The 19,385-nt window shown below is 58.0% G+C and carries 25 protein-coding genes; 6 read left to right on the top strand and 19 right to left on the bottom strand.

Annotated elements, in window-relative coordinates:
- Positions 1–246 precede the first annotated feature (246 nt).
- Both IV89_RS06265 and IV89_RS06260 read right to left on the bottom strand, forming a co-directional pair.
- On the bottom strand, positions 247–432 hold the full coding sequence (locus tag IV89_RS06265) for a hypothetical protein (protein ID WP_016073713.1): 186 nt from the start codon (positions 430–432) through the stop codon (positions 247–249).
- Between the two features lie 12 nt (positions 433–444).
- Complete coding sequence (locus IV89_RS06260; protein ID WP_016073807.1) at positions 445–681, bottom strand: helix-turn-helix transcriptional regulator; 237 nt, start codon at positions 679–681, stop codon at positions 445–447.
- Between the two features lie 92 nt (positions 682–773).
- On the opposite strand from IV89_RS06260, the gene IV89_RS06255 reads away from it, so the two are divergent.
- The 5 genes from IV89_RS06255 to IV89_RS06235 all read left to right on the top strand — a co-directional run bounded on the left by IV89_RS06255 (position 774) and on the right by IV89_RS06235 (position 2,394).
- Positions 774–1,169 carry a hypothetical protein gene (locus IV89_RS06255; protein ID WP_016073711.1) on the top strand — a complete coding sequence of 132 codons (396 nt, stop codon included), beginning with the start codon at positions 774–776 and terminating at the stop codon, positions 1,167–1,169.
- 78 nt (positions 1,170–1,247) lie between these two features.
- Positions 1,248–1,511, top strand: coding sequence for a hypothetical protein (locus IV89_RS06250; protein WP_016073710.1), 264 nt, complete (start codon positions 1,248–1,250; stop codon positions 1,509–1,511).
- Between the two features lie 36 nt (positions 1,512–1,547).
- On the top strand, positions 1,548–1,880 hold the full coding sequence (locus IV89_RS06245) for a hypothetical protein (protein WP_016073709.1): 333 nt from the start codon (positions 1,548–1,550) through the stop codon (positions 1,878–1,880).
- Positions 1,877–2,224: a hypothetical protein gene (locus tag IV89_RS06240; protein WP_016073708.1), complete on the top strand. Its 348-nt coding sequence runs from the start codon at positions 1,877–1,879 to the stop codon at positions 2,222–2,224. The genes IV89_RS06245 and IV89_RS06240 overlap by 4 nt, the downstream gene beginning before the upstream one ends.
- Positions 2,224–2,394 (top strand): hypothetical protein, encoded by a 171-nt coding sequence (locus tag IV89_RS06235; protein WP_016073707.1) that lies wholly within the window; start codon positions 2,224–2,226, stop codon positions 2,392–2,394. The genes IV89_RS06240 and IV89_RS06235 overlap by 1 nt, the downstream gene beginning before the upstream one ends.
- A 408-nt stretch (positions 2,395–2,802) precedes the next feature.
- Here IV89_RS06235 and IV89_RS06230 read toward each other — a convergent pair whose 3' ends face one another.
- The 8 genes from IV89_RS06230 to IV89_RS06195 form a co-directional block, all read right to left on the bottom strand.
- Complete coding sequence (locus IV89_RS06230) at positions 2,803–3,954, bottom strand: hypothetical protein (RefSeq protein WP_016073809.1); 1,152 nt, start codon at positions 3,952–3,954, stop codon at positions 2,803–2,805.
- Positions 3,954–4,622 (bottom strand): S1C family serine protease, encoded by a 669-nt coding sequence (locus IV89_RS06225; RefSeq protein ID WP_016073706.1) that lies wholly within the window; start codon positions 4,620–4,622, stop codon positions 3,954–3,956. The genes IV89_RS06230 and IV89_RS06225 overlap by 1 nt, the downstream gene beginning before the upstream one ends.
- 19 nt (positions 4,623–4,641) lie before the next feature.
- Positions 4,642–4,851 (bottom strand): hemolysin XhlA family protein, encoded by a 210-nt coding sequence (locus IV89_RS06220; protein ID WP_016073705.1) that lies wholly within the window; start codon positions 4,849–4,851, stop codon positions 4,642–4,644.
- Between the two features lies 1 nt (position 4,852).
- Positions 4,853–5,209, bottom strand: a complete 357-nt coding sequence (locus IV89_RS06215; protein WP_016073704.1) for a hypothetical protein — start codon at positions 5,207–5,209, stop codon at positions 4,853–4,855.
- Positions 5,209–5,406: a hypothetical protein gene (locus IV89_RS06210; protein ID WP_016073703.1), complete on the bottom strand. Its 198-nt coding sequence runs from the start codon at positions 5,404–5,406 to the stop codon at positions 5,209–5,211. The genes IV89_RS06215 and IV89_RS06210 overlap by 1 nt, the downstream gene beginning before the upstream one ends.
- The gene (locus tag IV89_RS06205; RefSeq protein ID WP_016073702.1) at positions 5,403–6,032 is read right to left on the bottom strand and encodes a glycoside hydrolase family 108 protein; all 630 of its coding nucleotides are present in this window, start codon (positions 6,030–6,032) and stop codon (positions 5,403–5,405) included. Before IV89_RS06205 ends, IV89_RS06210 begins: the two co-directional genes overlap by 4 nt.
- Before the next feature lie 229 nt (positions 6,033–6,261).
- Complete coding sequence (locus IV89_RS06200; RefSeq protein WP_235183799.1) at positions 6,262–9,069, bottom strand: hypothetical protein; 2,808 nt, start codon at positions 9,067–9,069, stop codon at positions 6,262–6,264.
- A gap of 24 nt (positions 9,070–9,093) precedes the next feature.
- Positions 9,094–10,005, bottom strand: coding sequence for a hypothetical protein (locus IV89_RS06195; RefSeq protein ID WP_037944641.1), 912 nt, complete (start codon positions 10,003–10,005; stop codon positions 9,094–9,096).
- 71 nt (positions 10,006–10,076) lie between these two features.
- On the opposite strand from IV89_RS06195, the gene IV89_RS06190 reads away from it, so the two are divergent.
- Positions 10,077–10,391, top strand: coding sequence for a hypothetical protein (locus tag IV89_RS06190; protein WP_037944643.1), 315 nt, complete (start codon positions 10,077–10,079; stop codon positions 10,389–10,391).
- Positions 10,392–10,576: 185 nt separating this feature from the next.
- On the opposite strand, the gene IV89_RS06185 is transcribed toward IV89_RS06190, so the two are convergent.
- The 9 genes from IV89_RS06185 to IV89_RS06145 form a co-directional block, all read right to left on the bottom strand.
- A complete protein-coding gene (locus tag IV89_RS06185; protein WP_146152950.1) occupies positions 10,577–12,124 on the bottom strand; it encodes a hypothetical protein in 1,548 nt (515 codons plus the stop codon).
- Positions 12,063–13,997, bottom strand: a complete 1,935-nt coding sequence (locus IV89_RS06180) for a glucosaminidase domain-containing protein (RefSeq protein WP_051843970.1) — start codon at positions 13,995–13,997, stop codon at positions 12,063–12,065. Before IV89_RS06180 ends, IV89_RS06185 begins: the two co-directional genes overlap by 62 nt.
- A complete protein-coding gene (locus IV89_RS06175; protein ID WP_200875467.1) occupies positions 13,994–14,974 on the bottom strand; it encodes a tail fiber domain-containing protein in 981 nt (326 codons plus the stop codon). The genes IV89_RS06180 and IV89_RS06175 overlap by 4 nt, the downstream gene beginning before the upstream one ends.
- Positions 14,967–15,452: a hypothetical protein gene (locus IV89_RS06170; RefSeq protein WP_051843972.1), complete on the bottom strand. Its 486-nt coding sequence runs from the start codon at positions 15,450–15,452 to the stop codon at positions 14,967–14,969. Before IV89_RS06170 ends, IV89_RS06175 begins: the two co-directional genes overlap by 8 nt.
- Positions 15,449–17,047, bottom strand: coding sequence for a hypothetical protein (locus IV89_RS06165; RefSeq protein ID WP_200875468.1), 1,599 nt, complete (start codon positions 17,045–17,047; stop codon positions 15,449–15,451). The genes IV89_RS06170 and IV89_RS06165 overlap by 4 nt, the downstream gene beginning before the upstream one ends.
- The gene (locus tag IV89_RS06160; protein WP_016073693.1) at positions 17,044–17,646 is read right to left on the bottom strand and encodes a hypothetical protein; all 603 of its coding nucleotides are present in this window, start codon (positions 17,644–17,646) and stop codon (positions 17,044–17,046) included. Before IV89_RS06160 ends, IV89_RS06165 begins: the two co-directional genes overlap by 4 nt.
- Positions 17,643–18,272, bottom strand: a complete 630-nt coding sequence (locus IV89_RS06155) for a hypothetical protein (protein ID WP_016073692.1) — start codon at positions 18,270–18,272, stop codon at positions 17,643–17,645. Before IV89_RS06155 ends, IV89_RS06160 begins: the two co-directional genes overlap by 4 nt.
- Complete coding sequence (locus tag IV89_RS06150) at positions 18,273–18,599, bottom strand: hypothetical protein (protein ID WP_016073691.1); 327 nt, start codon at positions 18,597–18,599, stop codon at positions 18,273–18,275.
- Between the two features lie 135 nt (positions 18,600–18,734).
- Complete coding sequence (locus IV89_RS06145) at positions 18,735–19,340, bottom strand: HNH endonuclease signature motif containing protein (RefSeq protein WP_016073689.1); 606 nt, start codon at positions 19,338–19,340, stop codon at positions 18,735–18,737.
- Positions 19,341–19,385 lie beyond the last annotated feature (45 nt).

Raw genomic sequence — 19,385 nt, 5'->3', positions numbered from 1 at the left:
TTGCGGGGGGAGTGGAAACGGGTTTGGGTTTTCGCGGGAAGTGAATAGCGCCGATACGACCATGCCACTTTTCGGAATGCTGGCGATTTTGCTCATTTGCGACCTGCAAGGCATATCCTATATTTGGGCCGACGTGCTGCACATCCCTCGGATATCCCAGAACCACACGCTGCCACCATGTCCGGCGATCATCTGCGACATTGTACCGGATGACTTTAAGTCCCACGTCTCTCTCCTTTGATATGGTCAGGGTTCGCGGCGGGCGGGTTTCGCAGCCTGTTCGCCAGCGCTGTAAGCAAACACCACGGCCTGCAAGCAGGTGAAGTCGCGTTCACTGTTGATCTGCTCCGGCAAAAGGTTCGCGTCATAAAGCAGCGATAGAAGCGCGGGCGTCTCGTTGACTTTGCGTAGAAGGCTCGGCTCGTATCTCACGGGGTGTTCTCCTTATTGCTTAGAAGGGGGTGGCGTCTTGCGCGTGATGGTCTGGACGGTTTTCTTGATATCAACCTTGACCCCATAGACCAGCAGCGCCGCGTCAACCTTGGACTTTGTTTCATCGGTGCCGCGCTGCCCTGCCATGAAGGCGCGTAGGGTGGTCGCAGTCAGCCCCGCCGCTTCTGCAAGCTGCTCGTCGGTTATGCCGGCCAGCACGCGGGCGGCTCTGTATTCGGTTCTCTTCATGTGTTAATTTTTATACGAAACGGGGTTGACGGTCAACGGCTAATTGTGTATCAATATTTACACACAATGCAGCCAGCGAAAGGACCGAACCAATGACCACACCATCAGCCGCCGCTCTATATGAGGCGCAACACAACCACGCATGGGCCGGCAAGGGATATGCGGTGTTCAATCCACACAACAAGCCACTGGACGAACTGCCGACAATATACGGGTTCAACAATGGCGGTAGTCACGGGATGCTAAGTGCGGTCCTGCTGGCGGAGGATGGCACACATCTTGGAGGGCATGGGTGCAGCGCAGAAAGCTACATGCGTCACGATCTAGGCATTCTTGAGGGAAGTCGCCCTGATCGCCATGAGGCTTTCCAGAAGCACTACCCAGACGGATACAAGATGGATTTTGTTGGTGCCGATGAAGTAAAAACCCACGTTGGCCTTGATGCGGCATATGAAGCCAATCAAGCATCGCGCCCAGACACAGCATAAAGGGACGCATTATCGCCCCCGCCATACCGGCGCAACACCTGAGCATGTCTAGGCTCAACGGATAAAGGAGAGAGAACGATGAAAACGCAGCCCCCAGACTTTTCGGAGTTTCACACCGATGCTGACGAGTTAAAAGCCCGCCGCGACTTCATGATGCGTGAAGGTTATCGGTTTTGCTCAATACCAGCATGTAACTGCAACTCTTGGCACGGTGGCAACGCGTCTGACAGGCTTTCAGAGTTGCGATATTTGATCGACGAATACGGGGTGCCCACAAACGGTGTGGTTTTGCGCGATGCGGTCAAAGCCCTAGTTATCGCCGCTGGCTACACAAACGACTAGCCGCCTAACCCCCACCACGCCAAGGAGGCAGAGAAAATGACGGATACGATACAGGATAGGTTGCGCCGAACAGAAAAGGATACGGATCTAGAGGGGGATGTTTTCCATATCCCTGTCAACCCAGACGGACCCGCAGCCGCCGCCCACATCGACGCCCAAGACGCCAAGATAAAGGCGCTGGTGGAGGCGTTGGAGTGTCAAGATAGGGTGCTGCGATCAAGCGCCCCCGATCCGTTCAAGATGTGCAAAAGCCCTGTGGGCGCAGTGCAAGGCTACATAGCAGAAATGGAAGGGGTTCTGGATGGATTGGGGTATGACGTGGCGGGCGAGGAATACGCCGCCCTAGCCGCAGCAAAGGAGACGACATGACAGACGCGCAACGCAAAGCCCACACATTCCTTATGGGGCAGCACAGGCAATCTTGCTTTGAACAAGGCGACCATCCAGACGAAACTGACACACCGTATTCCATTGGCGCAGACGCTATCGCCCGCCCTATGACGGTAGCAGAGGCGGCGAAGGTGCTTCGGGATAACACGCCAAACCCGACGTTTGATATCCTGAAATACTCTATGATTGGCGAGTTCAAGCAGTCTATAGCGATGCAGGACGAAGACGGGGAGGAAGTGTGGCGAGACGTGACCATTGAATGGACCACGATCAAGGAAATATTCGCCGCTGGCCTACGCGCCCTGTCACAAGGGGGAGAGTGATGGACACCGCCGCCGTTCTGCGCGATCTGGCAAGGGCCAAGGCCGCTTTCCAACTGCGCACGATAGAGGCAATCATAACAGAGCGCCCCATGAACGACGAAAGCCGCGCCCCCAATCAAGAGAGCGCGGCTTTGCCTGTTGTAAATTGCAAAATTAAGCCTAACCTATAAGGGAGCCTAACAAACCGAAACAACCATAGGGGAAAGCCTGTGTGGCATCAATTTGTAAGCCTGAGAACGGTTACCCTTACGGATGGGTCACGGTGCTGGGGACCGTTGATGCGGCGCAAGGTGGGAACCGCCTGGGAATACCGAAAAATGACGCCGCAGGAAGAAGCGGATTATGTATCCAGCGAGGCTTGGTGATGGGGCGCGACTAATACCAGCGATCAAACGACCGCCTGCAATGATCTGGTTCCCGCCGATGCAGGATAGCATCTAGCACCCACACCACGCGCCGCCTGCCCGCCCAATGCGCCAAGCCGCACCACGATATACGCAGGCCGGTCACAAGGTAGCAGGTGCGCCACGACAGCCCGTCTATGCTGGCAACGATCCGGTCACGCATGGGGGCGCTCCTTATGCGGTGTGTGGCCGCTCAATCGGGTCAATCGCCCGCAACACAATCCCGTCCTGCTTGTGGAACGTGATCGACTGGATGGCGCGGCGTCCGCCATACCCCATAGACGCGGCGTAGCTGTCAGGGGGGCAGAACGCCCGCAGACTTTCCCACCGAACGGGGCCAAGGTCTTTCGTTGAATCGTGGTGAATGTGGCCGGTGAAAATATGCCGGTGCCGCGTCGCTGACCAGAACTCGCAAACGTCGCTCAGATACATCGCCAGCCGGTCGGGCTTTGCCTTGTCGCCGTGGTGGCCTGCAATCAAGCATTTCCCCCACTGCATCATGAACAGGTCGCGGGGTTCCTTTTCTACGCTGACGCGCGGGCATTCCCGATATCGCTCCGCAAGGGCAAAGGTCAGGATCAGGTGCGCGTGCTCGTCGTGGTTGCCACGAATTACGCGCACCAATACCTCGCTGTGCTTTTCGCTAAGCCGGTCCACCACCTTGGCGATCAGGGCAACCCCATCGTTGAGAACCTTCCACTGCCGCCCGTCCACGTCCAGCTTGTGCTTGCTCTGCGGTGTTTCGGCGCGGTTGTCATCCGCATGAAAAAAATCGCCACCGATCAGCAAAACCGCCTTTTGGCTTGCGGGGGTCAGGGCGTCCAGCTTGTCGAAGGCGTAGGACATATCTCCTGCCGCCGTGCTCATGTCGTAATTCTCGGCCCCTGTCTCACGGCCCCATGCCAGCATCCCGAAATGCACGTCCATCAGCGGGTAAAGCGTGCAGAGGTCGGCCATCACGTTAGCTGGTGGCACGCGGGGCGCGGCGGGCGTGATATCGGAGAACGCGCTTTGCAGCCCCTCGATCATGTCAGGGACAGACGTGTCGGGCATCTTCCAGCGCGTAGAGACACGGGAACCCGTTTCAGGGTCCACGTTCACGATCCAGCCGCCTTGCGCCTCGCCTTGCGTGATGCGGGCGTTTTGCATTGCCCCGCGTATCCCTTCGGAGAGGTGCAAGCCGCGTGTCTGCGCCGTCTTCAACCGTGACCGAAACGTGTCGCGGTTCAGACCCAACGCATCCGCCGCCGCTGCCTGCGTGCTATGCTCAGAGAGGGCTTGCAGCGCCTCCCTTGCGAGTTCGTCGCTTAGTGGAGGCGTGGGCATTAGGTATGTACTCCGCGCTGTGCGTGGTAGCCTTCAAGGAACGCCAGGACAGTTGGCAACGGCACGATAAAGTTAATGCCGAGCGGCGTTTGATTGCGCTGCATCCCGGCCACTAGAACGCCGATCAGCTTGCCGCCTGAGTAAGCCGCGCCGCCGCTATTGCCGCCCATTGCGCGGGCATCGACCACCCATACATGCGCATCATTGCGCCCGCGTTCGTGCTTGCTGCCTAGAACGCCCTTGCTTACCGTATTGTCGAACGTGCCGAGCGGGTTCCCGACAAGATAAACCTCGTCGCCAATGAGTACGTCGCCATCGGATAGTGTGGCCTCCATGTCGAACGGAAACCGCAAATCTGACTTGAGTAAGAGCAGGTCATTGGCCGCATCAGCCGCGACGACTTGCGCCGTTGATATAATTTGGTGCATCACATCAGGCCCGTGATATACCGTGATAGATATTTTCTGGTGTTCGCGGTCTGCTTTGAAACAGTGATAAGCCGACAGGATCAGCCCCGCCTCTGCGTCGATAACCGTGCCACTGCACCCGTCATTCAACAGCACGTTGGTTTGCGCGATATGGTCCTCGAACGTCAGGCGGGACCACGGGGCGGCAAGGCTAGGCCACGCCAAAAGGACGGCCAAAGCCGCTGCAATCAGGGTTTTCATGGGGGGGGGGATTCCTTAGCTATACGCCGGATAGACCGCCGCTGATGATGAAGCCGATAATCGCCAAAACCAATGCGCCAAATACCAATCGCACCAACCATTTCAGCGTGTCTTCAATCGCAGAGAGCCGTTTCTCTACGTTGGTGTTGTGAACGCCCGCAACTGCCGCGCTCATTTCAATCTTAGTCACCCGGCGCTCTAGGCCTTCGATACGATCTTGCATTTCCATGTTATCTCCGCATTCCGAGCAGGGATAACCCGCCGATGCTGGCAAGGATGATATACCCCTGCCAATCTGCCATAGCCCCCGGCAGGGCTGCGATTGTCCAACCCACAGGGAACGCGCATCGGGCGCACCACAGGAGGCTATAGAGGACGACTGCCATATAATGCAGGGCGGTAGGCACGGCGAACAATAGCAGCGTCCAGAACCCGCCCGCCCGCAGCCAATCGGCCCGCGTCTGCATATGCGTCTTGATTATGTCTGCTTTGATAGCTTCGCGGTCGGTCTGCGCGTCCACGTACTTATCAACGGTCTGCATGGCGCGATCTAGCACCCCGCCCGTGAGCCATTTGAGGAACCACATTATTTCTGATCCCGAAGCCGCGCTATGACAAACGCGAGGAACATAAAGCCAGCGATATACGGCATAGCCCAATCGGGAACCTGTGATTTCAAGTCAGCGGGCATTTGCGCCCATGCCAGCGGGGCAACGGCGAGTAAGGCCGCAACGTGGGTGCTATTCCACTTCCACCAGTTGCGGGCGTCTGAGACAAGTTTCATGCTTCGTCCTTTCCAAAGAAGCCCGCCAGCAGGGACGCCAGAGCGGCCCATATGCTGCGTTGCGGGGGTGTTGCGGGGGTTGATGGCGCTACGTGGTCCACAGGCGCTTGTGCAGCCCATGACAGCGATACGGCGCGAACGTCGTCAACGCGGCGCTGCCACCCACGGCCAAAGGTCTGCCACAGCTTGCCACCCTGAATCCGTTTCATGAACGCCAGCCGGTCGTCGCAGAGGCGTTCGATCACTGCACGCGGGGGCATTGCTTTTGCGGCTGCGATAGTTGCGGGGCCAATCTGCCCGTCCTGTGTCACGCCGACCACCGCTTGCAGATACTTCGCAGCCCGCGACGGCCCGCTGTTGACCGCGAAGTCTGCAACGGCATAATCAACGCCAGACGGCAGAAGGTCAGCGCTCACCGCGTCCCAGTATTGCCGCTTGTAGACCGCCACCGCCTGCGCCGTCGTCAGCGCTTTCAGATCCGCAACGGTTCCGTTTGGCTTGATGTAGCGGCGAAACGTGGCAAGCGTGATGCCCTTGTTAGTCGCGCCACCTGGATCTGAGGGATGATTTACGAAGCCCCCCTCGTGTTCTAGTATTTTGGGGATCGCTTTGCTGGAATTATCCATGATTTCTCCATGCAGAATGGTCCGCACGCGCCACCTCAAGAGCAACGCGCACGGATATTGGCAACGCCGAGGCGCTGGAATGGGTCATGTCGGGTTCCTTTCGGGGTTAATGATCCACGACTATAGCCAGCCCGACGATAATCAGACCGGGCAGGCCATAGGCTTCTAGGAAGCTGGGTAGGTCAAAGCCGTTCATCTATTGCTGCTCTGCATACTTTTCATGTTGAGATTATCGGCACGCTACACTCAGCGTTGCTTCCGCAAGATCGACGGCTGCACCTGTTTCGTTCTGGAACCGGACACCGATCACGTTGCTACCTTGCACCCAAGCAGTCACTTGTACACCCTGAAGGTTTACAGGGAATGTCACATCAACAGGCATCCCGAAACTTGCGCCCGGTGCGCTGACAGTTGTGCTGACACCCTCGCCATCGGCAAGCGAAGCGGGATTATACAGCTTCGACCCTGCCGCGAATATAACCCCTCCAAAAACCTTGGATTGGACAACGCTGGCATTTGTGACGCTCGGCCCCAAGCTGACTGAAGTAACTGCACTTGAACCTGCGCCGGAGAAATCAGAGTATTCAATCCTTGGTCGGTCGCCCGCTGCGATCTTAATGCCAAAGCTAGATGAAGATGTACCTTTTACCGCTTTGAACTTCCTGACAAGCGCCCCCGTGGCGTTTGAAGAATCAATAATATCTCCCAAGCAGGCGATTGCCTTGCACCCAGAAAGAACAAAGGGTCCGGTCAGGCTGTAGGCGTCCAAAGTAGTCTCTTTTACAGTATGGTTTGTAGCTGATACAGCACTAAACGCCCCGGCGCTCAGTCCACGTATCCCTCCTCGACCATATCCACCATTTATAGTTAAGCCATACCCGAATGTCGCTCTGATCTGCTGTCCTGTAGAAAGACCCATTTCCACAGAGTTATTTGAAAGCTCCCAATTATAACACGTTGATATATTGAAAGCGTCAAAAGCGCCTGAAACACCCACGTAGTTTATTTTATTGTCTCGGGCCTTGATATTGCTACACTGACCTTCACGGAAAACAAGGAAACTCAAGTCAGAGACAGTAGGATCATTGTCTAGTGTCCCTGTTTCAGCGCCGGAAAAAGAAGTTATCTCCCCGTACCCCTCTCCTGTGGATACCCTCATTTGCAATCCGTCGTCACTGATCCACGAAATAACGTAACGATATGGTGAGTCCATCCCTACAGGGAATGTAGCTCCGCTGCTCAACTTAACAGAACCTTGCACCCACATACCTTCGTGAATGCCTAACTCATGTAAAGTTGTGTCACCACTTACCCGAACGGTGATTACCCCTGTTGCTTGATCAAAAGCCGTAGCACCCAGTCGGTCACCTTCACGATATACGTTATCGTTAAACTGCGCCCCACCCGCACCGCCACCGATGCCCGAAGCTGTCGGGTCTGTAATCTCCATGTCATTACCAAAAAACTCGACATCATCCCCAAATACTACAGCGAGGTTGATACCCGCGCAGTTCCGCAACCTGTTATCGTGGACCTTGATGCGTTTAACGGCACTTGACCCATCAGTCATGTAGGTATTCGCTTCAATATCTACACCACATTGGAGAACTACAGCGCCAGTACCGTCTAGATCATTGTTCCGGACAGTCACATTATCACCAGCAACGATTGAGATAACGTTTCTACGGGGGGAAATGCACTCACAATCCTCAATGATTACATCTTCTGGGATCGCATCCAGCGCGGGGTTCCCGCCGACCCCTTGGGGGCTACCGCCTACATAGATACAATCGTTTTCGCCCGTTCCGCCCGTTCCTGACGCACCATTCCCGACAATCTTGAGACCGCGAATCCGGATATGCCGCGCCCAGTTTGACGTGCTGGCGTTGATATAAACTACGTGAGACGTTTGCATGGGGTTGCGTTTAAGCGTAGCGCCATATCCCTCAAGAACAATGTTTTCCTTTTGAATCTGGAATACACGGGAACCGCCGCTAATGCCCTCTAGCGTTACCCCAGGCATCAGAACAATATGCGTGTTTGCGCCCGGAAGCAGAAGCCCCACGAAATAGCTGCCAACGAAGTAATCAAAAACTATTTTCCCACCAGATGAAAGCGCCAGCAACGCTTGAATTTTGGCCGTGTCATCTGTCCCAGATGGGGGTCCAAAAGCGCGAGTGTGATACGCCCCGTCGCCTTCTTTCTGAACAATTACCTTGTTTCCGACGGTCGTCTCGAATGTCTCGCCCGCTTCGGTCGTGATGTAATGCCCGTATCCGCGTACGATTAGATAGGTGCCGGCGGGATGAATACGAGCGTCGTTGTCAAACTCCGCCCAATCCGCATACACCGTCCGCTTGCTCACCCACTGCCCGCCGACGCCATCCACGACAAGCGCCCCGTCTGCGGTTAGGCTACCCCCCTCGATCCAGTCGAAATGCTCAACGCCGCCGTTAAATGCGCTGAGAACCGTGGCAACGTCGCCCGCCTTTGCGTCCTCATACAGCGCCATGAGCGCGATGGTGTTGAACTTCGGCCCGTCGAATAGCTCAGCCTTGGCCGCGCTTCCCGCCGCTGCTGTTGCGTCGCCTGCCGCCTCGCCCGCCCACGTCTTGGCGCTCTTGGTGCCGGGATCGCCGGGGGCTGTGGCGGATTCCGCCCATGCTTGCGAAGTGACGGCGCTGGCGTTGGATTCCCCCGCCTTCGTCGTTGCAATGCCCGCTTGTTCCGTCGCTGTTGCCGCCGCTGCGTCGACGCGGGCCCCGAGCCCCATATCGATCGGGTAAACGCGGTCATCAACAGACTGCCCGTTCAGCGCGACCGTGATATCGTAGTAATCGCCATACTCAACATAGAAGTCATAGCCGCCGGCGGCATCCGAAAGCGTCGGGTTTGGGATTTCCGTGATTTCGTCTGGGTCAGCGTAGAGGCGCGCCAGATCCCCGTTGGCATCGCGCACGGTGATTGTGGCGTTTGGCAGGATCAGCAACGTGTTCCCAGACTGCCCGAGGGCAGTGGATTGAATGCGGTACAGCATTGGCAGTCTTTCTATTGTGGGGGATTAGGCGATTTTGCGGATAATCACGTCCGCGTAGACTTCCGTTCCGAAGCCCAGAGACACGCCGTAGCCGTTGTTCGATTGCGTCGCAGAGACGCGGTGACGGAGTTCAAAAACCTTCGTGGAGGCGATGGTGAACCGCCCCGCGACCAAGGCGCGAGAACTGCCGATCCGGTCGGCCCCGTTCACCTCGTTGCCGCCAATAATCGTGTAGGACGCATCAGTCACATTGTAGAGGCGCGCTTGGTGCCCCCCGACCTCAAACCCCGGCGCGCTGGCCTGAATGTCATAGGTGCCGGCGGGTAGCGTGAATTGATCGTTGGAGAGGGACGCGCCCGAGATGGTATTTGTTTCAACCGAGTTCAGGTCGCGTCGCTGAAACAGCCCAGCCGTGGCGGTCCCGCCGTTGGTGCCGCTGCTTTTCTCGTCTCGGACGTGCAGCATCTGCGCCTTGCTGTCGACATACGCCTTGATTGACTGCTGCGTTGCCACAGCGTCATTCCGGTTTGATGCCATATCGTCTTCGTCAAGCCGATCGAGCCCCAGCGTAGAGCGATATCCCGCCGTGGTGGTGTTGGCGAGGAACGTGCGCGACAGTGAACCAAGCGCAAACGTTGCATATGTGTCGGGGCCCGTGGCGTAGATGCCCTGATCTGCTGCGACAGTCAGCCCCGCGATGCTTGCAAGCCCCGCGTCATAGCCTTGAACGTCGGTGCCGATCGCAATGCCGAGGTTGGCGCGCGCTGCCGATGGCGTGCCGGCCCCTGTGCCCCCAGCGACAACCGGGCGGGCGACGTTCAGGTCGTTGGCAATATCCGCCATGAGCTCGTTGAATTTTGCGCTTTCGATCGTCGCGCCGGAAATAGCCGTCGTGCCTGCTGGCCGGCTGTACACGTTTGAACCGTTTCTCGGCATAGATTCACCTCATTGACAAATTTTTAGGGGAGCGCCTAAAGTCGGCGGCATTGTTTTAGGGAGGGCCTCGTATGAAGCCGATATTATTTGCAGCGTTGTTGCTGCCCGTTTCCGCCTGCATGGTTGCCGAGACGCCAGAGGCTAAAGAACAGCGCTTGGCGTCCTATGGGGCGCAGTGTCAGGCCGATTACGGCTTCAAACGGGGAACTGAATCCTATGCACAGTGCGTCATGATGCTTGACCAAGCCGCCCGCGCAGAATCCCGAGAAAAGCAAGCGGCGTTTGCGCAGGCGATGCAAAATATGGGCAACAGTATGCAGAACAGCGCGCCGACCCGATGCCACAGCACCGGATATGGCAACTCAGTTTCCACGACCTGCTATTAGGCGTCATTGACAAAAGCCCCCCAAGTAGCGACATTGGCGCTATGGACCTAGGCTTGTGAAATACTGGAATCGCGACCTGACGCTTGGCGTCTTGCTTTCCGTGTCTATTGTTGTCGGGATTTACTTCCCGGCGGCATGGCCTTTCATGCTCGCCGGAAACGCTATTATTTGGTTCTGGGGCCTGTTTAGGGCGCGACGGTAGCCTGCTGCGCTATCATACTCGCTATAGCGGACCTGATTTCTGCTTCGCTTGCCGTCTTCTTGGGTAAAGGCTTCCCGTTTCGGATCAGCTCAGTCAGATCGTTTACAGATTTTTTAGTCATCGCCTCTGCGCCGCCTTTGGCGAGGAACCCCGCAGCCGACGGGATAGCGCCTAGAGGCCCAAAGGCAGACCCCGCGCCAACGCCCGCCATTGCTGGCAAGGTGCCCGAGGTGGGGGAGAACCGGCCCAACATGCGAAGAGCGTTTTGCGTTGGCGTCCCCTTTACAACATCCTCCATCGCTTTCACTTCATCGGCGCTGTAAGCCCGTTTTTTCTTCGGATCATCTAGGATTTGGCGGATATTCTGCCGGATGGCGTTGACCTCGTTGCCGCCCGTCCCGCTTGTGGCGGCTCGATTTTCTGCCTTATAGAGGCGATTGTCGATATCCGACGCCTTCTTGATGCGGCGGGTCATGTCGCGGCCCTCTTGCAGGTTCGAAAGCGTCTCTTTTGCGCCAGCGCCCAAATTACCCTCAGCAGCAACGCTATTCAAATAATCGTCAATCTCTTCCTTCATGCCCACGCCAATAGCGCTTTCAGCAGGATCAGTTGACCCAGCTACATCACGACCCACTAGGCGGCGCTTTTTCTCAACGTCAGCAATCCGTGGGGAAGGCTCTAGGCTGTCCATGCGGTCGACCGTTCGGCTCGCCTTTGGGTGCATGAACTCGTCCATTTCCATGCCTTTGGCGCGACCTTGGATGCGCGCGATAAGGTCGTCCCGTAGCTCCGGCGAAAGCCTTGCCTGAGAGTTGTCGACGGCATCATAGGCCGCGCCCTGCCGGCTGCGCAAATCTTCCATTGTGGGGGCTTTGGCCGATGGCCTAGCCGCCCGCGAAGCCGCTATCGGGGACAATCCACCGACCATTGACGCGATGGTGTCAGCGACGGCGTTACCTGGGGCCACCTCTTGCGACGTTTGCCCCGCGATGCCAGCCCCCGCAGCACTCGCGGCCTCTGTCGCCCCTAGCATAAGCGGTGACTTTGCCGCGCGCATTGCTACGCCGCCGGGGATCGCCATTGCGCCCCCTTCTTGCCCGATACGACGGGCATAGCGTTGGGCCGTATTCTGGGGGGGCACGTCCGAGATTGTTGGGGAAAGCAGATTGAGGAATGTTTCGCTGCCGCCAACGGGGCTTTGAATTTGTGAGCCTTGTTCAATTTGTGCATCGGGGCTTGGGACGGGCATCCCGTTGGGCCCCGGCACCATTTCGGGCGCGTATTTAGGCTTTGAGAACATGCCGTTGACGACCTTTGTCGCCATGTCGACCGGCGCGCCAAGCATCCCAGCGATGCCTTCATTGACGCCGCTCATGGTCTGCTCACGCAGGTTCGTTTGGGACTTCTGGCCCTGCGCCTGTCTGCGGCGCAATTCGGCGCGCAATCGGGCTTTTTCTGCTTCGTTCATATCAATTTCCCCAAATTGCTTGACGTTCTTCTGGGGTCGCGTACCCCCAGAGACCGGCGTCATCTTCACTCAGCCCCGGCATTGGGGTGTCTGACGTGAAGTCGATAGGTGCTTGATCCGGCGCGGATGAGCTTGCCGCAGATGGCGCGGCGGCTTCTTCTGGGGAAGCGATTGGGGTAGATGCTTTATTCTTGTCAATCCACCCGTTGATCGTATTCCCCGGCCTTGTCAGGTATTGCGCGGCATCGGACAACATGGTCGCCGCCTTCTGCTGTGCCGCCTGCTTTTTCGTCAGCCAGCTACGCAATTCAGGCGGGGAAAGGTCGCGCGGGACCGCCGTATTCATAGCGAGGCGCAGTTCGCCCTCGGACAGCGCACCAAACGTGACGGACCCGACCACATCAAGCCCCATACGATCCATTGCGTTGTTCAGGGATGCCGAGGCTTCTGTGACGTTGGGCAGGTATTTGGCAATCATGCCGCTGTCGGCCCCGTTGTCGATCGCAGTGATAGCCTCACCGATGGTTCCGATGCTGGATTGCAGCTTGCCGTAATCCTCCCATGCCGAGACACCCGCAGCGATGGACGCCTTGCCAAGCTCTTCTGCCCCTTTAGCCGCGCCGGCGAGGTCAACGTCTGCCTCAAGCGTCCCTGTGCGACGAGCCCCGTAAATGTCTCGCTGATTGTCGACAGTGTATTCGCGCGCGGATCTAATAGCGTCAGCCGCCTCCTGCCCCTGTACGGCGTCCCCAGTTGGGGAAAGGACACGACGGCTACCGTCGTTCATGACCAGAACGGATGTGCCATCGTCAAGGACAACACTGGATTGCACCTTTGTGGAGTTAGCCCCCGTCCCTGCGCGGTCCTGTTCGAGGTTAAGGCGCGCTTGTTCCAACTCAATTTGGTATTTCGGGTCTTGCTGTGCCCACTGGCGCTCCTGCTGCATCTGTTGCTGACGCTGTGCCTGCTGTATCTGCATATTGATGACGCTTCGCTGTTGCGGGCTCATATATGGGTTTTGGGCAAGCATCATCAGGTCGTTCAGCGCGGGCCCGCCGGCTTGTGCTACCTGCGTGCCGGCACCTGGAGCGAATGAGCCGCCTTGCGTGGGGACTTGGATGCTTCGGGCGATCGATCCAACACTCTGCGCGTAATTTGGGTCTGTAGCGTAGCCAGATTTGCCAAGCGCCGCCAACTGCCCGTCAAGGTCACCAGCCGAAAGCATTTCCCGATATCGCGGGTTCTCCTGCAAAAACTGCGCATACCCGTCAACGCTATCGCCCATGCCTTCATAGCCGCGAAAGCTGTCGTTGATACGCACCGTTTTGCCGTCGATGACTTCGTTCGTCGCAAAGGTGTTGCCGCCTGACTTGCCGTGCGACTTGATGCCGAAATAGTTATTACCCGGGGCCGACTTGCCCCAGCCCGTTTCCTGCGCCGCCTGTGCGATGATAATGCGGGGATCTAGGCCCGTTTCCTGCGCCACGCGCATTGCGTGCGGCATCATCTGCTCAATGAATGCTTCGCGGCCCCCGCCTTGCGCGGGCTTTCCGATTGCCTTCATGGCGTCGTCTGCGATTCCCTGCTCGGGCGTGGACGGCTGTTCTTGCGGTGCAATTCCCAAGATGCTGAGAGGGCCAGACGAGCGCGGCGTTGCCGAGCCCTGACCTGTCATCAGGTTATTGAACGCGCCCGCAGCCTCTTGCCGGCGTTCGCCCTCAAACTTGTCCAGCGCCTTGTTCTTGCGGCCTGTGGCGATACCCGTAGCAAGCTGCCCGATGCCCTCGCCTACGTACTTCGCACGCCCATACTGCGGCATCAGCGCGGCGAGTTGCGCGCGCTTCGCCTGGATCATCTCGGGCGTGCTGTTTGGGTCGATCGTGAAAGCACCTTGCGCGAAAATGCCCCCGTTGCCCTCAGAAGGGAAAAAACTCATGCCAACGCCTTTCCGTAATCCACCGCGAATAGGCCGTCGGGGCGTTTCTTCACCGCGCCGGGCTTCTTCTTCTTCACTTCTTGCGCCATCAGGCCGATTTCGGTCTTGGGCTTGCCCTTGTACTTGAAGCTGTAGATGCCCATGCCGTCCTCGGTTTCGCCGATCTTCTGCTTGTCCTCTTTGGCCCGCTCATCTGAGAGGGAGAACAGCCCGCCGATGCCGCCAATGGCCGACCCCATAGCCGCCTGCGATTGCTGCCACGAGTTCAGCGCCGCATTATCCGCGTTGGCGATGATTGCTGCATTATCGGTGCCCTGAATGCCATTAACGGATGCCCCAGACATAAAGTTCGGCTGTGAGACCTGACCCCCAGACATGAGAGCGCCGATTTGGTTAATACGCTGCGAATCTTCCGCCATGAGCTCCTGCGCCGCCTGACCACGCCCCTGCAAAAGCAACTGGTTGTAGGCGTCGTTCTGCTGCTGGCCGGCCAAAGCCATCTCACGGTCATATGCCTGCGATCCTGCCTTGATGCCCTGATTGGCGAGGCGCGTGCGCAAGTCTTCGTCGCGCTGCGAAAACATGGGGTCAAGACGCTTGCTGCCGAGCTCGAACAGGCGGCTTTCAACGGCCTCATTGCCAAGCTCGAAGTTGCCGGTAAGCTGCTGCCCGAGCGTGCCAGACAGGTCATTGCCGAGCGTCGACAGGTTCAGGCTTGCCGCGTCGTTCTGGTCTTTAATCGCCTGCTGCTGTTCGCTCAGCGTCTGCGTGACTGTGAAGCGCGGAATTTCATACGTCTTGCCGGTGTAGGGGTCGGTGAACGTGCTGCTTCCGGTCTGGTCAAAGCTTTTCGTACCGTCTGGCGTGACCTCGTTCATGTTTTGCAGCCATGCGTTTGCGACACCTGTCGCTACGTTCGTGCCAGTCTGTGCTGCGCTCGTTTCCTTGGGGTCTGTTGGCTTGGGTGCGCTAGACATTTTCAATCTCCTTGGCCCACTGACGCGACCGCGCCATGTGCTTGTTTTCCAGCCACTGTTCGCGGGTAAGCGTCCAGAGGTACAAATCGGTATTGCGGCCCCAGCCGCGTGCAATCACATGCTTGGTGTGGTCCAGGCGCTCTAAAATGCGGTGCAGCCCCGTGTTGGTCGACGCATTGCCAGTAATCGCCATCTGGCACCCCAGATCATCGAACATATAGCTGAACATCTGGTGCAGCGTCGGGCCCTTGAGCCAGGCCCGATCAGTTGCCGCGCCGCTGTATTGGATCGTACCGGCAGCGGGCTTGTAATCATGGTAGACAACGCCCGCGATCGGCACGCCGTCCCGCATCACACCGAAGCTGCTACTATCAGGCCAAACGTTTTCGCGGTGCCCGAAGCTGTGCAGCGACACCCATTGGCTAATGGCGTCATGTATCTCGGGGCAGTTCGATCCGCCCCAAATGCGTTCGATCATGTGACAAGCGCGCCAATGTCATAGGCGGCGTCGATCGAGACAAGCTCAACCAGCGGCTTTGCGGTGTTCCCGAAGGTCATCTGCACCTCGGGGGCAACCGTGCGGCCTGTGCGGCCCACAGAGGACCAGCGCGCGCGCGTCTCAGGCAATCCAGCGGCATCCCATGCAGCGTCATCCCATAGAGCCACATCCCAGACGCCTAGTTCGGTGTCATTCGCGGGCGCAGAAGGCGCAAGGCTTGGGGTCTGGTCGTAGTCGGTCTTTGCTGAGACATATGGCGCGATCTTGGTCGCAACCTTGAACGTCGCGCGCACTTGCGAAACGGTCTTTTCAACGCCTGGAGCGCCCATGCCCTCGTGCTGCCCGATGTAGACGCAGGTATATGGCACGCCGTTATCAGATCCGCCGGTCTCCATGCGGCTCACGCGGCCCTCGGAGTCTCCGAAGAACACGCTTTCATCGTAGAACCCGAGGCATTGCGTGTCCCATCCGGTTTGACGCGACCAAGCGCCCGTCTGGAGGTTGGCGATCAGCGCGGTGTTATCGGGGTCATTCGGCTGCGAGATAACCATGATGTTTTGCTGCGGCCATTTGACGATTTCCCATGCGCTGCCACCTGTCACGGAGACTTGGCTTTGCCAATGTGGGGTGATTGCCCGCGACACCGCTGCCAATTCCAGCGCCGCCGTGTCACGCTGGATCGCCGCAGAGATAGGCACGAGGCCGTTTTCGTTTGCGATCAGAAGGTCACCACCCGCTTGCATGATGGCTTTCGGGCCCAAGGGGCGCGTGATTTGGTAGACGCCGACCTTGCGCCAATCTGCCGCGCTGCCAGGGTTGGTGCCCTCATAAACGGCCACCTCGCCTTCGGTGCTGACGAAAATGCACTTATCGTCCAGACCGTCGCCCGCATCCAAGGACCATGTGGCCCCGAACAAGAGCGAACCGCCCTTCTTGAAGATACCGGCAAGGGAGAACTCATTCGCCGCGCCGCCGATGCTGTCGACGCCGAGATACCAAGCGTTCTGCGTGCCGGCCTCAACGAAAAACAGGCGGTTGGCAAAGGCCCACACATTCGACAGTGACGCCGTGGTAACGCCTGTGATTGCCGGCGTGCTTACATCGTCAATCTGCGTCCATGTGGAGCCGTCATAAAGCTGCGCGCTGTCTGCCCCGTTGACCGCGTAGAGGTAATCCCCGCCCGCTGTCCCGAATTGCTGCGCTGAGTACGCGCCGCCTGTCTGGCCCGACACCACCACGGGGGGCGTTGTCTCGGATGCTGCCGAAATGTCGTAAATCTTGGACGCAGTAGCCCCGAAAAACACCTCTGCGCCGCCGCTGCGGTAAGAAAACAGCGCGGTTGCGGGGGCCTCCAGGGTCACATGCGTTGCGACACCGCCACGGGGCTTGATGCCTGTCGTGGTGCAGATCCAGTTATCCAGCGTCAAAGCGCCGGCAGGCTGCGGCATCGACACGTTCTCGTTCAGAATCCAGCCCCGAATGGGCGCGGGGAACGTATGCGCGCGGGCAGGTGTCTTCTGCGTCGGCTCGGGCCCCTTTCGTGTGGGGGCCTTTTTCTTGGGGCGAACCATCATATGCGGGACCGATCGTCAAAGCGGGCGATGTCTGCCAGATCGGCTTCAAATTCCGCCTCATAGTCAGCGTAGTCCATGCCCTTCTGACGACGCCAACGCACAATGAGCCCCTTGAGCATCAGGTCTTCATCGATAAGGCTTGTCTCGTCATCGGCAGACCAAGCGGCGGTCCCGTTGGAGCACCATGCCTTTGATTGCGTCTGAACGGTCACGAACGCGCTGTCTGTCAGATAGGGCCACAGCGTCAGCTTATTGCCTTCAAGCAGGAAGTAACGCGGGGAACCCACGACGGGCACCAGAGAGGCCCATTCGGCTTGTGTGAGCGGCCTTACAACCGATGTGCTGTAGGTGACCGCAATCCCGCTGCTAATGCGCGAGAAATTGGTGCCCAAGTCGAATTTCTTGTTCGTCGCATCGCCGGTCAGGGTGACGACCTCATGCAGCGCGCCAAAGTCAACGCGGCGGGCGAGCTCTTCGCCGACCTTGTTGCAGTAGTCTACCACTTCCTCCAGCTCACGGCGGTTCGAACCGATGACCTGCGTTGTCTCCTCAAGCCCGACATTGCGGGCGAGGCTGTTGGTGATGGACAGTAGCGTCATGGCGTCACCCCCGACACGCGAACGCGCGCCCGTGAATATCTGGCGTCGAAGTCGTCGGAGCGCGCGGTTGCGATCGCGTCGTCAAGCATGAATTTGCTGGCTTGGGCGAGTTCGGCGTCGCGCACGTACTTCGCGGCCTCGAACCCTACCCCATAGAGATAGATGTCGGGGTAGCGGTTCAGCAGCCAGTTTGTTGTTGTGGTCGACGCGGAGAGCGGGGGCAGCATGGCATAATAGCTGACCTCAACGTCGCCAGCGATATGGGGTGCAACGATATTGCCGCCCTCGATCGCGTAGTAGCATCCGCCGGCGTTCACTTGCTGGCTCGTCTGCTGCACGTATTCACCGCCGCCAGGGGCATAAAGCCCGATCATTTCGGCGAAGTCCTCGGGCAGCGCAGCCACGCCGCTTGCAATGGTCAGCGTCACCGTCTTGACCTGCTCACGCATTCGTAGCGTGCGGTTCAGGCGCGATTCAGCCAGCGCAACAAAGCGGGTGAACACGTCCGCCACATCGGGGCGCTGCACGTACTCAATAACAGCCGTGCGCAGGTCCAGAAAGTCACGGAAAGCGCCCGTGCCGGGTACGTCATCGGGAACAACTGCCTGCGGGACGACTACTACCATTTAGACGTTTCCAGTCTTTGTTCGCCAAGCTTGGTTGTCGGAATCGTTCAACCACCTGGACAGATATTTTTGATCGTTTTGCATCGACGCGGCGGAAAGCTGGTCATGGAACACGTTGAGGGGGATGGATGCGACGTGGTGGTAGTCGCCCTTCCAGCCCTCTTGCGCCATGTTGCGCTGCGCGGTGTTGATATCGATCGTCGGTTGGACGGCGTAATCCGTGCGGAACGTGATTGAGCCGTCTGGATTGTGCAGGCTCCAGACCGTGCGCCCAAGTTTCGGGTCGTGGTCGTAGAGGTGCCAATCTCCGTCGCGGATTACAGCCATCTTACTTTTTCACGCGGGACAGAGCGCCGGATTCAACGCCGTCCATCGCATCTTCTGCGGGCAGGTCGACTTCTTTGCCGGCAGGTTGGCGCTTGCCATCTGCGTTCCAAAAGTCTCTTAAAATCACACAGCGGATTAGCTTTTCGCTCTTGGTAGACATGATTCATTCATTCCTTCTTTGTGAAGTCTTTTCCCATGATTGGGGTGGTATCCGTGCGACTTCTCCGCGCCTGTGCGGGCGGCTATCGCTTGCTCTTTCGTCGTGAATAGCCCGAGGTGGCGCTTGTTGCCGTCAATGGCAATTTCCGCTTTCCATCCCCACTCAGTTTCGGTCACACCCATCGCTCCGGACGTGTTGTTACGGCTCAGAGCGCAATTCTTTAAGTTCTCTTGGTGGGACACCGATCTCAGGTTCGACCACCTATTGTTTTTCGTGTCTCCGTCGATGTGGTCAATAATGTTAGGGTCTTCCCCTGTAACCAACTTCCATATGACACGGTGTGCGTATTGATTGACCCCGCATAGGCTCGAACGGAAATACCCGTTACCGTTGTCTGTCTCTAATGCTGGCGTCCCCGCCCTGGTCGCATTGAAGTCACGGGCCCGTCTGCGCCTCTTGCTCGCGCATTTTGCAGAGAAATGCCCCTCGTCACGCTCACGCCAAAACAGCTTTCCTGTTTCGGGTTCATAGCGAAGCAGTTGCAATAATACTGATTGTTCTGGTAAGGCTTTTGCAGCCATGTCGGACCCTCCTACGGTTCGATTTATGGTGAGAGGCGCACCGGG

Origin of the sequence: Sulfitobacter sp. CB2047, assembly GCF_000735125.2 — a bacterium.
GTDB lineage: Bacteria > Pseudomonadota > Alphaproteobacteria > Rhodobacterales > Rhodobacteraceae > Sulfitobacter > Sulfitobacter pontiacus.
Note: the sequence above shows the minus strand (reverse complement) of the source record. Positions and strands in the feature narration are given on the sequence as shown.